Here is a 15350-nt window from a genome sequence, read left to right on the forward strand (position 1 = left end):
CGCCCCGCGGCCGTCACAGCGTGGCGACGAGTTCTCGCAGCACGGGCAGGCTCACCGATCCGGAGCCGAGCACCACGTCGTGGAATGCCTTGATGTCGAAGTCCGCGCCGAGCCGCTCGGTGGCCGCCACCCGCTGGCGCAGGATCTCCAGCTGGCCGACCTTGTAGGCGACCGCCTGCCCCGGCATGGCGATGTAGCGGTCCACCTCGACGGTGATCTCGGCCAGTCCGACCGGCGCGTTGGCCACCATGAAGTCGATGGCCTGCTGCCTGCTCCACCCCTTCGCGTGCAAGCCGGTGTCGACCACCAGACGGCAGGAGCGCCACGAGTCTCCGGCCAGCATGCCGAGCCGGCCCAAATCGTCCTCGTACAAACCCATTTCGTCGGCCAGACGCTCGGTGTAGAGCGCCCACCCTTCGACGAAAGCGGTGTTGGCGAAGGACTGGCGCTGGAAGCGCGGCAGATGGTCGAGTTCGTTGGCGATGGTGAGTTGCAGGTGATGGCCGGGGATCGCCTCGTGGTAGGCCACCGACGCGGTCTCGTAGCGGCCGCGGCCGGTGGGATGGTGCTGGTTGACGAAATACGTGCCGGGCCGGGAACCGTCGGCGGCGGGCGGGAAGTAGTACGCCGCGGGCGAATCCGCGGCCAGGAATTCCGGCACCGGGACGATGTCGCAGGACTCCTTCGGCAGGCGCCCGAACCAGTTCCCCATCTCGGCGCCCGCCATGGCCAGCGCCCGGCGGGCGTCGAACATGATCTGCTCCGCGTCGTCGTAGCACAGCACGGGATCGTCACGCAGGCGGGCGAAGATCTCGCCGAGATCGCCGGTGCCGAACAAGCGCGCGCCCACCGTCGCGTACTCCTCGCGCAGCTTCGCCAGCTCGGTGAGCCCGAGGTCGTGGATCTCGTCGGCGCCCAGATCGGGCAGCGTCGTGTGGTGGCGCAGCAGTCGCTGGTAGATGTCCTCGCCGTCGGCGCCGAGCCAGCCGAGGCCGGGCCGGTCGTCGGGACGGGCGGCGGGCAGCAGCTCGTCGTACAGCGCGTCGCGGTAGACCTGGAACGCGGGCCGGATGACATCCCGCGTCACGTCGGCCATCTCGGAGCGCCACGCGGCCTCGCCGTCCCAGCCCTCCGGTCCGGCGAAGGTGACGAACGGGTCGGCGGCGAGGTCGGAATCCAGGTAACCGTCCAGCTGGTTGAGCGAACGCTCGATGGTGATCCGCGCGGGCGCTCGTCCGGCGGCCAGGCCCGCCCGGAACCGTTCCACGGCCTGGCCGAGCATGTCACCGAACTGCCGGTAGCGCCGCACCAGTGCCAGCGCGTGCTCGGGCCGCGGCGCGTTCGTCTGCGGCGCCACCATCAGCACGCCCGCGTGCACGCCGTTCATCTGGTCGGAGGCCATCTCCACCGGCCGCCATTCCAGATGCTCGACCGCGCCGCTCAACTCGGTGCGCAGCAGGCTGCGAGTGATGCGGTCGGTCGGGCTCAACGGCTCCGCGTCGAGCGCGTCGACCGCGCGCAGCAGACCGCGCCAGGTCGACAGCAACCGCTGCTCCGCGTCGACGGACAGATCCTCGATCCGATCGTCGAAGCGGCGGTCGCCGAGCAAGGTCGCCTCGCTCGGCGCCGCCTCGAGCACACTGTCCCAATACCGCTCGGCCAGGCTCATCAGCTCGTCGTGACCATCCATGGTCACGATCATGCCTCGAGCCGGCCCGCGCGGCACCGGAGTCGGCGCGCCTGCGGGGCACCGGGCGCGCGTGACACGTCCCGGGCCCCGCGCACGGCGAGGCGGGCGCCTAACCCACGCCCAGATACGCCGATTTCACCGCGGGATCGGTGAGCAGTTCCGCGCCGCGACCGGTTTTGGTGACCTCACCGGTCTCCATGATGTAGGCGCGGTCGCTGCGGGCCAGCGCCTGCTGGGCGTTCTGCTCCACCAGCAGCACCGTCGTGCCCTGCTGGTTGATCTCGCTGATGATCCGGAAGATCTGCTGGATCACCATGGGCGCCAGGCCCATCGACGGCTCGTCGAGCAGCAGCAGCCGCGGCCGTGCCATCAGCGCGCGGGCGATGGCGAGCATCTGCTGCTCACCGCCGGAGAGCGTGCCGCCCACCTGCTTGCGCCGCTCGAGCAGCCGGGGAAACAGCTCGAACACCCACTCCAGCGTCCGGTCGTACTCGGCCTTCTGCTTGAAACCCCTTCCATAGCAACCCATGTCGAGGTTCTCCTGCACCGTCATACCGGGGAACACGCCCCGGCCCTCCGGCGCCTGGATCAGCCCGTGCGTCACCCGCTCGTGCGCCTTCATCCGGGTGATGTCGCGGCCCTCGAACATGATCCGGCCGCGGGTCAGCGGCAGCAGCCCGGACATCGCGCGCATCGACGTCGTCTTGCCCGCGCCGTTGGCGCCGAGCAGGGTGACCAGTTCGCCCTCGGCGACGGTCAGCGAGATCCCGTGCAGCGCCTGGATCCTGCCGTAGTTGACGACCATCTCCTCCACTTCGAGCAGCGGGGCTCCCCGACCGGCGCCCGCGGGCTCGCGCGCCGCCTCTGGGACCGGCTCGGTGACCGCCGACTTGCCGAGCGGCACCGCCGCGGGCTCCGGATCCGACGGCGACACGTCTCCGCCGTCTTCCGTTGCCGGAGAACCGGATTCACTCACCTCGGTATCCGGCACGCCGAGGTACGCGGCGATCACGGCGGGGTTGTCCCGGATGTCCGCGGGCAGCCCGTCGGCGATCTTGCGGCCGAACTCGAGCACCACGATCCGGTCGGTCACGCCCATGACCAGCCGCATGTCGTGCTCGATCAGCAGCACGGTGAACCCGTCGTCGCGGATCTTGCGGATCAGATCCATGAGCGCGGACTTCTCACTCGGATTGAATCCGGCCGCGGGCTCGTCCAGGCACAGCAGCTTCGGCTCGGTGGCCAGCGCGCGGGCGATCTCCAGGCGGCGCTGGTCACCGTAGGACAGATTGCGCGCCTTCTCCACCGCGCGCGGGGCGATGCCGACGAACTCCAGCAGCGCCATGCCGCGCTCGATGGCGTCGCGTTCCTCACGCCGATGCCGCGGCGTGCGGAACACCGCGCCGGGCACCGAGGTCCGGTGCCGTGCGTCGGTGCCGACCACGACGTTCTCCAAGGCGGTCATCTCGCCGAAGAGCCGCACGTTCTGGAACGTGCGCGCGATGCCGAGGCGGGTGATCGCGTTGCGCTTGGTCTTGGTCAGGGGCTTGCCGTCGAAGTACACCAGCCCGGAGGCGGGCTGGTAGACACCGGTTATCGCGTTGAAGCAGGTGGTCTTGCCCGCGCCGTTGGGCCCGATGAGACCGAGGATCTCGCCGCGGCGGATCTCGAAACTCACCTGGTCCAGGGCGGTGAGACCGCCGAACCGCACCGTCAGGCCCTCGGTGCGCAGCAGCGGCTCGCCCACCGCGGTCTCGATATCGCGATGCGGCGCGACGACTTCCGCGACGGTCTCGGCGTCGGCGAGGTCCGGGATCACCTGGGTGACGTCGACCGTGCCCGCCGACTCCGGCTGCGGTTCGGCCACGTAGCCCGCGGCCATGTCCTCGTTGTCGAACAGCGCGTCGCCCGCGCCCGGCCCGGTCATCGTCCCGCTCCGATCGGCTCGGTGGCGACCGGTCTGCGCACGGCCAGATACACCTGCCTGCCGTAGGTGAGCAGCTTCTGGCGCACCGGGAACAGACCCTGCGGACGCAAGATCATCATCACCACCAACGCGATACCGAAATACAGATATTTGAGGTCGCCCAGTGACTGCGCGCCGCCCTTGCGGAACAGCAGCACGCTGCCGAGCAACAGCAGCGCCAGCACGCCGGTCACCACCATGCCGGTGATCACGCCGCGCCGTGGCCAGACGCTCAGCCTGCCGGCCCACAACCGCCAGGCGACGATCAGCGCGACGAACACCGCGACATCGATCGCCAGCAGGACGTACCCTGTCGACTCGTTGCTGACCAGGTTCACCGACTGCAGCCGCGCGGGCAGGTAGGCGATGACGAACGCGCCGAAGATCACCCCGAGTTTGTTGCCCTGCCCGCCGATGACCACCGCGCACAGGAACAGCATCGAGTTGATGATGTTGAAGCCGGTGGGGTTGATGAACTGCACCTGCCCGGCGTAGATCGCGCCGGACATGCCTCCCACCGCGGCGCCGATCATGAAGGCCCACAGCTTGAACTTGAACGTGGGCACGCCCATGATCTCGGCCGCGTCCTCGTCCTCGCGGATGGCCACCCAGGCGCGGCCGACCCGGCTGCGCTCCAGGTTGCCGACCACCAGCAGCACCACGACGACCAGCGCCATGCCGAACCAATACCAGTAGGTGCCGTAGCTGGCGCGGTCGAGGAGGTTGACGCTGTCGGGGTCGCCGCTGTTGCCGCCGGAGAACACGCCCTCCGGTTTGCTCGCGGATTCGCCCACGTGCGGGTAGGCCACACCCGACAGGCCGAGGCTGCCGTTGGTGATCTCGGTGAGGTTCTCGGCGAGCAGGCGCACGATCTCACCGAAGCCGAGGGTCACGATCGCCAGGTAGTCGCCGCGCAGCCGCAGCGTCGGCGAACCGAGGATCAGGCCGGATACCGCGGTCACCGCCACCGCGATCGGCAGGCAGGCCAGCCACGCCCACTTCGGATCGAGCCAGCCGCCGTCGGTCTGGTTCCACGGGCTGTTGGGGCTGGTGAGCAGGCCGACGGTGTAGGCGCCGACGGCGTAGAAACCGACGTAGCCCAGGTCCAGCAGACCCGCCTGCCCGACCACCACATTGAGGCCGATGGCCAGCAGCGCGTACATCGCGACCTGCGCCATCACCAGGCCGAAGTTGTAGGAGGGGGTGTTCAGCAGCGGCGGCGGGAACAGCGGCAGCAGCGCGAGCAGCAGAAGGATCGGGACGCCGACGCCCCACTGCGCGGGCCTGCTCAGGCCGTCCCACCAGGTGCGGATCGCATCGCCGATGCCGCGGCGCGCGGTGTCCGGCGCGGACGCCGTCTTGGTCGTGTCGGTCATGCGCGCGCCCTTCCGAGACTCTCGCCGAGGATGCCGGTCGGGCGAACCATCAGCACCAGGACCAGCACCACGAACGCGACCACGTCGCGCCACTCGGTGCCGAAGAGGATCTGGCCGTATTGCTCCACCACACCGAGCAGCAGGCCGCCGAGCAGCGCACCGCGCAGATTGCCGATACCGCCGAGCACCGCGGCGCTGAACGCCTTGATGCCGAGGACGAACCCGCCGGAGTAGATGATCCCGTTCGGGATCTTCAGCGTGAACAGCATCGCCGCCGCGCCCGCGAGCACGCCGCCGATGAGGAAGGTCAGCATGATGACCCGTTCGCGCGAGACGCCCATCAGCGTCGCGGTGTCCGGGTCCTGGGCCACGGCCCGGATGCCGCGGCCGAACTTCGTCCGGTTGATCAGCACCTCGGTGGCGATCGCCAGCACCACCGCCGCCGCGACGATCAGCAGCATGATGTTGGTGACGTCCGCACCGCCGAAACTGAACTGAATGGTCGGCTCGACCAGCCGGATCGGCTGCTGAGCGTTCGTGCCACCGAGATCGGGGCGCAGCTTGGGCAACACGAAGTGCACCAGCTCCTGCAGCACGAACGACATGCCGATCGCCGTGATCAGGAAGGCCAGCGGTTTCGCGCCCCGTCTGCGCAGGGGCCGGTAGGCCACCCGCTCCAATCCGACGGCCGCCCCGCCGGATACCAGCATGCCCACGATCATCGCCAAGCCCAGATAGACGATGGTGAGCACCACGCCCTGGGTGTAAACGTCCGGACTCGCGACGAATCCGAAGATCATCAAACCGACCAATTGCCCGAACAGCCCGAGCATGAAAATCTCCGAATGGGCGAAATTGATCAGCCGCAATACGCCGTAGACCAAGGTGTAGCCCACGGCGACCAACGCATAGATGGCGCCGTATGTCACGCCGTCGACGGTCAGTCGCCAGAAACTGTCGACCAACCCCTCGTAGTTGAAGTCGATCGAACCGGCAGCGAGTTGAATCCCACCGGCCGATAACGTTTGTTTCATTGATTTCTGCCCCTCATCCTTTCGCCCACCGAACAACGGCACGTACGGGGATTCGGATGAACCCCCGTACGTGCCGTTCGCCCGGGATCCGGGACTACTTGACCTCGTACACCCAGATCAGCGCGTTCGTCAGCTCGCCGTTCGGGTTCCACTTGTACTGACGCGCGAGGCCGGCACCGTCGTACGTCCGTACATAGTCGAGCAGGTCCGGGCGGGTGACCTTACCGCCGTCGATGCCCTTGGCCAGGATCGTGGTCAGGTCGTACGCCTCGACGGAGTAGACACCGGGCGCCTGGCCGTTGAGCGCCTCGTAGTCCGCGGCGAACTTCTCCGGGGCGGGACCGCACGGGCACGACAGCTTCGCGCCCTTGGCGGCGCTGCCCGCCTGGGCGACGAACTGCGGGTCGTTGGTGCCGTCGGCGGAGACGAAGACCGCCTTCACCCCACCGGACTTCAACTGCTGGGCCAGCGGCGCGCCCTCGGAGTAGTAGCCGGAGTAGAAGATGGCGTCGGGATTCGCGGCCGCCACCTTGGTGACCGTCGCGGAGAAGTCCTTGTCGCCCTTCTTGATGCTGGCGGCGCACGCCGGGTCGGCGGCGGCGCCGAGGCCCTCGGTGATCGACTTCGCCAGGCCGGTGCCGTAGTCGGTGTTGTCCTGGATGACGCAGACCTTCTTGTAGCCCGCACCGTTGACCAGGTACTTCGCCACCGAGGGACCTTGCACGTCGTCGTTGGCGAGACCGCGGAAGAAGGTGGTCCAACCGTTCTGGGTCAGCGTGGCGTTGGTCGCCGACGAGGTGACCGAGACCAGGCCCGCATCGCTGAGGATCTTGCCGGTCGCCTTCGTCTCGCCGGAGAAGGCGGGACCGACCAGCCCGATGATCGAGCGGTCGTTGACGATCTGCGGGATCACCTGGGTGGCCTTCTGCGGGTCACCCTCGGTGTCGAACTGCTTCAGCTCGATCTTGCAGCCCGGGTTGGCCTTGTTGTGCTTGTCCAGGGCGAGCTTGACGCCGTTGACGATGTTGATGCCGAGCGCGGCGTCGGGGCCGGTCAGCGCACCCGCCATCGCGATGGCCGTACCGGGCGCGCAGGTCGCCTTGCCGTCGCCCGCGGGATCGGCCGCCGCGGCCGCGTCCGCCTTGGGCACTTCCTTGCCCTGCTGATCGACCTGGAGAAGCGGCTGGATGGACAGACCGCCCGCGCCGTTGGTGCCCGAGGAATCCGAACCGCTGCTGGTGGATTTGTCGCTACAACCGGTCAGCACCAGCGCGGCGGCGGCGCCGACGGCCAGAACAGCTCGCGTCGAGCGACTGCGCCATGTCGAACTAAGCACGTTTCACCTCATCTAAGTTCTGTGCTCCCCCGGGGTCGCCGAGGAGGCCGAGACATCAGCCCGGTCAGAACATAGCGTCGGTACGTTAGTTCCGCATCACATTCGGATCATGCGCGCGACATCGTTTCGAATTGTTCTTCACCGCGACGTTTCGACTGCGTAAATTCTCCCGCCGCGCGCACGGTCACTTCGGCGTCAGGTTCTCCAAGACGACCTCCGCGACCGCCTTCATCGTGGTGCGGCGGTCCATTGCGGTGCGCTGAATCCACTTGAACGCCTGCGGCTCCGAAAGGCCCTGCGTCTGCATCAGAACACCCTTGGCACGCTCGACCAGCTTGCGCGTCTCCAGCCGCTCGGCGAGATTCGCGACCTCGCTCTCCAGCGCGGTGATCTCGTGGAAGCGGCTGGCCGCCAATTCGATGGCGGGCACCAGATCCGATTTCGTGAACGGCTTCACCAGGTAGGCCATCGCGCCCGCGTCGCGCGCCCGCTCCACCAGATCGCGCTGACTGAACGCGGTCAGGATGACCACCGGGGCAACGCGTTTCGACGCGATCTCGGCCGCCGCGTCGATGCCGTCGCGGCGCGGCATCTTCACATCCATGATGACCAGATCCGGCCGGTGCTCCACCGCGAGATCCACCGCCTGCTGGCCGTCACCCGCCTCGCCGACCACCTGATAGCCCTCTTCGGTCAGCATCTCGACCAGATCCATGCGAATGAGCGCCTCGTCTTCGGCGACGACGACCCGCTTCGCCCCGGCGTCCCGCTTGGTGCCGGTGTCCCCAGCTGCTGTGCTCATAGGTAGACCCCTCTGGTTCCGATGCCCTGTCCCGACCCAACCGAAAGAAAGCCGCGCTCGCACCGGGCGACCATCGGCCATCCATCGGGCTGTCGAGTGATGTAAAGAGTACCTTTCACTTCGACATAGAACGCATATACCCTGCGCAAACCGTGCCCTCGCGCCGCAGAGGACAACCCATTCGCGCTCACGCCACCCGACCCGCTATAGTTGCCACCCGGTGCGCCGAGTTGGCGGAACTGGCAGACGCGACGGTCTCAAAAACCGTTGTCCGAAAGGACGTGTGGGTTCGAGTCCCACACTCGGCACCACGGTGGAGCGCAGGCTCCGCGCCGCGCCTCGCGCAGGGCGATCGCCTCACCGATCCCGGTACCGGCGCAGTGGTCGGAACTCACCCGGCGGCAGCGCATGGCGTCCCGAGCGTCCGCTCGCGGCGCATCGACGGCAGACCAATTTTCCCCGCTCCGAGAAATCGGAGCCGTTCCGGCACGCTGGAGCGCCCGCGCGACCTTTTGCGGAACACAACTCGGCAACACACGACTGCGCTTCCGCACGCTTCGAGACTTCAGCCGGCGACATCCACGGTGCTAGAATTTGCCCAAAGTTTGCGGCCAAGTCGTCATCGACTCACCCCACGCGGGAGAGGAATTGTCGGATGGATGGGACGGAAGTAACAGTCGCAATTCTGGCAGGTCCCATAACGGCCGGGCTGGTAGCAGCGATAGGCATATCGGAATCGATAGATATGGGAATCGATCAAGGGTGCCAACGGCAGCGATTCCCCTGAATTCTCGAAAAAAGCGGAGTCGATAATATCCACAGCGTTGGAATCACTCCTCCAAGCGCAATCGATGCACCAGCCGCAGATGGTTCGCGAGCGCAACAAGGTCAGTGAGATGTGGTTGATCGGCAGCATCGACACGGCGGCGGAAGAATGCTGCGGGGCCTCTACTACATCGTATTCGCCTGGATGATCTCGGTTTTCGCGCTAGGCGTTCTCGCTGCCGGATTTCCGCCGTATGAGAATGTTCTGGGCACCTTGCTCGGCGTTCTCATCATCGGAATTGCCACCGGCCTGGTCCCGGCTTTCTTCTCGAGGTGGGCGGCACTGTCCTACGATCGTCACCGGAAACTGGCCTCCGCGAACAGAAGTGGCGAGAGCGGGGGGCGGCCCCGTACTCCGATGCAGCCTCCACCTCCTGTGCATCAGCGGCCGCCGAGTCCCCCGGCCGGGTAATACCCGCCGCCGATGCCGGATCCGGGTGGAGTCCGTCGCTGAAATAGGTGGTGTTACGGCAGCAGCCGATTCCCTGGATTCCACGCGTCCGGCCCGCCGATCGGTGGATCCCTTCGCACCGTCGCTTTGAGCCCGCTCGCCGGGCCCGGCGCCTCGGTTGGAACGCGGCTCCATCGGGTCGCATTTCGGCGGTGGGTGATCGACGACGCGGCGGCGCGGTCACGAGTAACCGGAGTTCCGCTCCGGATCTGGTGGTCATCTCATCGGCATGCGGGGCCGGCGGCCGAGGGGGATGCTGCGGCTGCTCGGGCTGGGGCCCGAACTCCATCGCTCGCACAAAGATCGGCCGGACGGGTTGTTGCTGCACGAAGACGTCGTGTGGGCGCTGTTCCCGCCGCAACGGGGCGCGCGGCAGTACTGGCGCGATCTGGACAGCCTCGAAGCATGGACCCGGACGGCGCCACATCGGGACTGGTGGCAGAAGTGCCCGAATCCATCTACTACAGCGGCGAATCCGAGTAGTCCGCCCCGGCTGTCATATCACAAGGAAATCACAAAGCAGCGTTTGAGCGCGTGAGCCCCGGGGTACAGCCATGAATAGAATCGCACCGCACGGCTCTTCGGAGTGACGCACGTCGCAGGCCGGTGGCCGAAAGCGGCGCGCTTCGTGTACGGCGCGCTACGGGCAGATGAATATGTTGTTCCCACATGTGGGACCAACGACTTGGGACCGTCTGCTAGCCTCCCTGCCGTTTATCGTGTTCTATATGCACGTCCTGTTCGTCTGCAACGGCAATGTTTGCCGGTCGGTGATCGCCGAGCGGCTCACTCGCGCCCTCGCGGTCGAACACGATCTCCCCTATCTCACCGCCGAAAGCGCCGGCACCCGTGCCTTGGTCGGATTTCCGGTCGAGCCGCTCGCCGCGCAGACCATCACCGGGCTCGGCGCGGACGCGAGCAACTTCCGGGCCCGTCGCCTGAAGCCGGAGATGATCGATAAGGCCGACCTGGTCCTCACGATGACCGAGCAGATTCGCGAGCACGCGATCGACTTGGCCTTCGGCGCGGGCGCGCGCACCTTCACGCTGCTGGAGGCCCACCGCATCGCGCACGTCACCGGCGCGCGTACGGTCGCCGAATTGCACCGCGCGCGCAACGACCTGTCGCTGGTCGGCCGGGAGAACATCGCCGACCCGGTGGGGCTGTCCGCCCAGGCTTTCTGCGACGTCGGCGATCGAATCGCCGAGGCGCTCGTGCCGCTGCTGCTGGCGCTCGCCCCGCACGAGCAGCCGCGCTGGCCCCACGACGAGCGCCGGGGACTGGTGATCCGTCCGGGTGGCGCGCCTGCGCCGCTGGCGACCTTCCTCGCCGCCCAGCGCATCCGGTGACCGCCGCGGCGACGACCGCACTGGTCAACGCGCCCGGATACACCGCGTATCAACCTGTTACCACGCGGCTGTGTTCTTTTCCCTCCCCGACGCACTAAACTCCCGCCGGACACCATTCTCCGCCGTTGCTGCGTCGACACAGGACAGGAATCAGACATGCCGAAACGCATTTCGGATGTTTCGCTCCATGTTTATGTGACACCGGAAATACTCGAACGCGTCGTCGACACCGTGCGCGAGGTGGTCGACGACCACCTCGCCGACCGTGACGTATTCGCCTGGCGCTTCACCTTGCCGGTCGACGCCGACGACCCGGCCCACCTGGCGCTCGAGAGCAGCTGCCGCGCGGATTCGCCCGGCGGATTTTCCGGCAACCGCGACACCTACGAAATCGCGCTCAGTTTGGTCGGCGCACCCGATCAGCTCACCGACGCCCACATGGCCGCATTGGAACATGAACTGCTGCACGCCGTCTCGGGGCTGGCGCGAACCGAGCCGGGAGGCGGGATCCCGGTCTCGATCCGCGCATCGCAACGCACCGATGTCGATCTGGACATCGATCGCGACCGTGAACTGCTCTAGTCCTGACGCCGCGGCGGGAAGTGGCGGATGAGCCCCTCTTGCACCGTGGTGGCCAGCAGATCGCCGCTGCGGGAGTAGAAGCGGCCGGTCGCGAGGCCACGAGAGCCCGCGGCTACCGGTGACTCGGTGCAGTACAGCGCCCACTCGTCGAAACGGAACGGGCGGTGGAACCAGATCGAGTGGTTGACCGTGGCCGCGACGATGCGGTCCAGACCCCACGACAGCCCGTGGGTGGTGATGATCGAGTCCAGCACCGTGGTGTCGGACGAATAGCCAAGCGTCGCCACATGGATCAGCGGGTCGTCGGGCAACCTGCCGTCCGCGCGCATCCACACGCGGTTGTGGTTGAGCCGCTCCCCGGTGCCCTTGAGAATCCAGGCCGGATCGTTGGTGTAGCGCATGTCGATCGGATGCGGCGCCTTGACGAACATCTCCAGCTTGTCCTCCAAGCCTTCGAAGCTCTCCTCCACCCGCGGCAACGTCTCCGGATCCGGTACGTCCGGCTGGGCGTGCGCGTGCTCGAGCCCCGTGCCCCAATCCTGGAACGCGGCGAGCATCACGAACAGCTCCTGGCCGTCCTGGCTGGCGGTCACCGTGCGGTTGGCGAACGCGCGACCGTCGCGATGCCGGTCCACCCGGTACTCGATCGGCTTCTTCACATCGCCGCCGCGCACGAAATGCGCGTTGACGGCGTGCACCGGACGGTCACCGACCGTCCGGCCCGCCGCGATGATGGCCTGCGAGACGAGCTGACCGCCGAAGGTCCGGCTCCACACCTTCTCCGGGTGCTGGCCGACGAACACGTCCTCGTCCACCTGCTCGAGATCGAGCAGGCCGAGCAGCACATCCAGATCGGAGCGCGGCGCGTGTGAATCCGCGATGTCGACGGGGCTGCTCAGGGAAGCACTCACTAGTGGTCCTCCTCACCGATTCGGTGAACGTGGATCAGGTTGGTGGAACCGACGGTACCGGGCGGCGACCCGGCGACGATGACCACCAGGTCACCCTTCTGGTATCGGTCCATCGACAGAAGTGCTACATCCACCTGGTGGATCATGGCGTCGGTGCTGTCGACCGTTGGCACGATGAAGGTCTCGGTGCCCCAGGTCAGCGCCAGCTGACTGCGCACCTCCGGCAGCGGCGTGAACGCCAGCAGCGGCAGCGGAGTGTGCAGCCGGGCCAGGCGGCGCACCGTGTCACCCGACTGGGTGAACGCGACCAGCGCCTTGGCGTTGAGCCGCTCGCCGATGTCACGGGCGGCGTAGGAGATCACACCGCGCTTGGTGCGCGGCACGTGGGTCAGCGGCGGCACCCTGGTCGATTCGGTCTCCACCGCGTGCACGATGCGCGCCATCGTGCGCACCGTCTCGATCGGGTACTTGCCCACCGAGGTCTCGCCCGACAGCATCACCGCGTCGGCGCCGTCGAGCACCGCGTTCGCCACGTCCGAGGCCTCGGCGCGGGTGGGGCGACTGTTCTCGATCATCGATTCCAGCATCTGCGTGGCCACGATGACCGGCTTGGCGTTCTCCCGGGCCATCTGGATGGCACGCTTCTGCACGATCGGCACCTGCTCGAGCGGCAGTTCTACACCGAGGTCGCCGCGCGCGACCATCACCGCGTCGAAGGCCAGCACCACGGCCTCCAGGTTGTCGATCGCCTCCGGCTTCTCCAGCTTGCCGATCACCGGTACCCGGCGGCCCACCCGGTCCATCACGTCGTGCACCAGCTCGACGTCGGACGGGGACCGCACGAACGACAGCGCGATGAAGTCCACCCCGAGCTTCAGCGCGAATTCCAGGTCCTCGATGTCCTTCTGCGACAGCGCGGGTACCGACACGTCCATGCCCGGCAGCGAGACGCCTTTGTTGTTGGAGACCGGGCCGCCCTCGGTGACCCGGCAGACCACGTCGTTACCGTCGACACGAGTGACGGTGAGTCCCACCTTGCCGTCGTCGACCAGCAGGCGGTCGCCGGCCTTGGCGTCCTGCGCCAGCTCTTTGTAGGTGGTGGACACGCGGTCGTGGGTCCCGTCGACGTCGTCGACGGTGATGCGGACCTCTTCGCCCGTCGCCCAGACGGTTTTGCCTTCCAGGAAGCGCCCCAGGCGGATCTTGGGACCCTGCAGGTCGGCGAGAATGCCGACCGCCCGGCCGAGGTGGTCGGCTGCCTGACGCACCTTCTTGTAGTTCTCGGCATGGTCGCTGTGCTCGCCGTGGCTGAAGTTCAGCCGAGCCACGTCCATGCCGCTCTCGACGAGTTCGCGGATACGGTCCTCGGTGGCAGTGGCCGGGCCGAGCGTGCACACAATCTTCGTCCGTCGCATCACGAGTAGAGCCTAGTCCCGCTCGGTGGGCAGGTCCCGCCGTGGCCACGGTGAAACCTTGGTGAAAAATATGAACGACAGCCACACGGCAGGTACAAACGGATACTCATCGGGCGACATGACGGGCCAACCTCGTTTCCAGCCGGGTCTGCCCGAACCCGAGGATCAGGCAGATCACCCAGTAGTACAGCGCCGCGACCCCGTAGAGCGCGAAGAAATCGAACGTCGGCGCGGCGGCGAGCTGGGCGACGCGTAGCAGCTCGGTCACCAGGATGGTCGAGGCCAGCGAGGTGTCCTTCACCAGCGAGATCAGCGTATTCGACAGTGGCGGTACGGCGATGCGCGCGGCCTGCGGCAGGATGATCTGCCGCAGCATCAAGGGATACGACATACCGAGCGCCTGCGCCGCCTCCCATTGCCCCGCCGCGACGCTCAGGATGGCGGCCCGCACCACTTCGGCCGCGTAGCCGCCGACGTTGAGACCGAACGCGATGACCGCGGCGGGAAACGGATCGATCACGATGCCGAACTGCGGCAGCGCATAGAACACGATGAACAACTGCACCAGCAGCGGTGTGCCGCGAATGATCGAGATGTAGCAGCGGGCCGCCGCCGACAGCGGCCACACCGGCGACATCCTGGCCAGCGCGACGAACAGCGCGAGCGCCAGGCCGATGGCGAAGCTGATCGCGGTGAGCGGCAGGGTCTTGGTGAGGGTGGCCTGCAGCATCGGCCACAGGTTGTGCCAGATGAGATTCCGGGTGGCGGCGTCCATGAACGATGTCGGCTACTGGCTGACGTCGGTCCCGAAATACTTCTCGGAGATCTTCGCCAGCGTGCCGTCGGCGCGCAGCTGGTTCAGCGCGTTGTCCACGTCGGTGATCAGCGCGTCACCCTTGCGCGCAGCGAACGCCTGCTTGCTCACCGATCCGGTCCGGGCGGCGATCTTCACGCTGGTGTCACCGGTCTTCCTGGTGTACTCGGCGACGGCCAGGTTGTCGTTGACGGTGGCGTCCACGCGGCCGTTCTTCAGCAGCTGGATGGCCTGCACGAAGCCCTCCACGGCCTCGACCTTCGCGCCCGCGTCGGTGGCGACCTTGCTCCAGTTGCTGGTGGCCGACTGCGCGCAGGTCTTCCCGGCGAGGTCGGCGAGCCCGGTGACGGCGTTGTTGTCGGCGCGGGTGACGATCACGCCCGCCGAGGTGGTGTAGGGCGCCGACAGCGCGTATTTCGCCGTGCGCTCGTCGTTCACGGTCACCTGATTGGCCACCAGATCGAAGCGCTTGGACTCCAGGCCTGCGAAGATGGCGTCCCACGGCGTCTGCACGAATTCGACCTTCTTGCCGAGTTTGTCACCGACCGCCTGGATCACCTCGACGTCGTAGCCGGTGAGCTTGCCGTCGGAGCCCTGGTAGCTGAACGGGGTGTAGGTGCCCTCGGTACCGACCTTCAGCACGTTCGGGTCGCTCCCGCCGCACGCGGTCAGTCCGGTGGCGGCGAGGACGGCGAGCACGGCGGCGGCGAACAACTTACGGCGCACGGAATTCCTCTCTTCGGTGCGTGAAGCTCCACACACGGCACGCGAATCCGGTCATGCTACGCCCGGACCGCCG

13 protein-coding genes, 1 tRNA gene and 1 pseudogene are annotated in these 15350 nt (G+C 67.2%); 4 read left to right on the forward strand and 11 right to left on the reverse strand.

Going from position 1 to position 15350, the window contains the following annotated elements:
- Positions 1 to 13: 13 nt before the first annotated feature.
- From ABZ420_RS12360 to ABZ420_RS12390, 7 genes and pseudogenes are all read right to left on the reverse strand, one after another.
- Entirely contained in the window at positions 14 to 1690 is a 1677-nt protein-coding gene (locus ABZ420_RS12360; protein WP_357120823.1) for a DUF885 domain-containing protein, read from the reverse strand.
- Positions 1691 to 1799: 109 nt separating this feature from the next.
- Positions 1800 to 2495 carry an ABC transporter ATP-binding protein gene (locus ABZ420_RS12365; RefSeq protein WP_245663800.1) on the reverse strand — a complete coding sequence of 232 codons (696 nt, stop codon included), beginning with the start codon at positions 2493 to 2495 and terminating at the stop codon, positions 1800 to 1802.
- 165 nt (positions 2496 to 2660) lie between these two features.
- Positions 2661 to 3617 (reverse strand): annotated as a pseudogene (locus ABZ420_RS12370) (ABC transporter ATP-binding protein); the annotation flags it as partial.
- Positions 3614 to 5032: a branched-chain amino acid ABC transporter permease gene (locus tag ABZ420_RS12375; RefSeq protein ID WP_357120826.1), complete on the reverse strand. Its 1419-nt coding sequence runs from the start codon at positions 5030 to 5032 to the stop codon at positions 3614 to 3616. The pseudogene ABZ420_RS12370 and the gene ABZ420_RS12375, both read right to left, overlap by 4 nt.
- Complete coding sequence (locus tag ABZ420_RS12380; protein ID WP_357120829.1) at positions 5029 to 6066, reverse strand: branched-chain amino acid ABC transporter permease; 1038 nt, start codon at positions 6064 to 6066, stop codon at positions 5029 to 5031. The genes ABZ420_RS12375 and ABZ420_RS12380 overlap by 4 nt, the downstream gene beginning before the upstream one ends.
- 94 nt (positions 6067 to 6160) lie before the next feature.
- A complete protein-coding gene (locus tag ABZ420_RS12385) occupies positions 6161 to 7360 on the reverse strand; it encodes a branched-chain amino acid ABC transporter substrate-binding protein (RefSeq protein WP_357042021.1) in 1200 nt (399 codons plus the stop codon).
- A 226-nt stretch (positions 7361 to 7586) separates the two neighbouring features.
- Positions 7587 to 8204, reverse strand: a complete 618-nt coding sequence (locus ABZ420_RS12390) for an ANTAR domain-containing response regulator (RefSeq protein ID WP_357120832.1) — start codon at positions 8202 to 8204, stop codon at positions 7587 to 7589.
- 224 nt (positions 8205 to 8428) lie between these two features.
- Here ABZ420_RS12390 and ABZ420_RS12395 point away from each other — a divergent pair.
- The 4 genes from ABZ420_RS12395 (at position 8429) to ABZ420_RS12410 (ending at position 11411) form a co-directional block, all read left to right on the forward strand.
- Positions 8429 to 8515, forward strand: a tRNA-Leu gene (locus ABZ420_RS12395).
- A 1218-nt stretch (positions 8516 to 9733) separates the two neighbouring features.
- Positions 9734 to 10018, forward strand: a complete 285-nt coding sequence (locus ABZ420_RS12400) for a DUF4188 domain-containing protein (RefSeq protein WP_357121067.1) — start codon at positions 9734 to 9736, stop codon at positions 10016 to 10018.
- Positions 10019 to 10208: 190 nt separating this feature from the next.
- On the forward strand, positions 10209 to 10829 hold the full coding sequence (locus ABZ420_RS12405; protein WP_357120834.1) for a low molecular weight phosphatase family protein: 621 nt from the start codon (positions 10209 to 10211) through the stop codon (positions 10827 to 10829).
- A gap of 156 nt (positions 10830 to 10985) precedes the next feature.
- On the forward strand, positions 10986 to 11411 hold the full coding sequence (locus tag ABZ420_RS12410) for a hypothetical protein (RefSeq protein WP_357120837.1): 426 nt from the start codon (positions 10986 to 10988) through the stop codon (positions 11409 to 11411).
- On the opposite strand, the gene ABZ420_RS12415 is transcribed toward ABZ420_RS12410, so the two are convergent.
- From ABZ420_RS12415 to ABZ420_RS12430, 4 genes are all read right to left on the reverse strand, one after another.
- Positions 11408 to 12322 (reverse strand): acyl-CoA thioesterase II, encoded by a 915-nt coding sequence (locus ABZ420_RS12415; protein WP_357120840.1) that lies wholly within the window; start codon positions 12320 to 12322, stop codon positions 11408 to 11410. The two genes, ABZ420_RS12410 and ABZ420_RS12415, sit on opposite strands and share 4 nt — an antisense overlap.
- Complete coding sequence (gene pyk, locus ABZ420_RS12420; protein WP_357120843.1) at positions 12322 to 13740, reverse strand: pyruvate kinase; 1419 nt, start codon at positions 13738 to 13740, stop codon at positions 12322 to 12324. The genes ABZ420_RS12415 and pyk overlap by 1 nt, the downstream gene beginning before the upstream one ends.
- Before the next feature lie 103 nt (positions 13741 to 13843).
- Positions 13844 to 14512 (reverse strand): amino acid ABC transporter permease, encoded by a 669-nt coding sequence (locus ABZ420_RS12425; protein WP_357120846.1) that lies wholly within the window; start codon positions 14510 to 14512, stop codon positions 13844 to 13846.
- Between the two features lie 12 nt (positions 14513 to 14524).
- The gene (locus ABZ420_RS12430) at positions 14525 to 15277 is read right to left on the reverse strand and encodes an amino acid ABC transporter substrate-binding protein (RefSeq protein ID WP_357120849.1); all 753 of its coding nucleotides are present in this window, start codon (positions 15275 to 15277) and stop codon (positions 14525 to 14527) included.
- Positions 15278 to 15350 lie beyond the last annotated feature (73 nt).

It is taken from the genome of Nocardia sp. NPDC005745, assembly GCF_040630775.1.
Lineage (GTDB): Bacteria > Actinomycetota > Actinomycetes > Mycobacteriales > Mycobacteriaceae > Nocardia.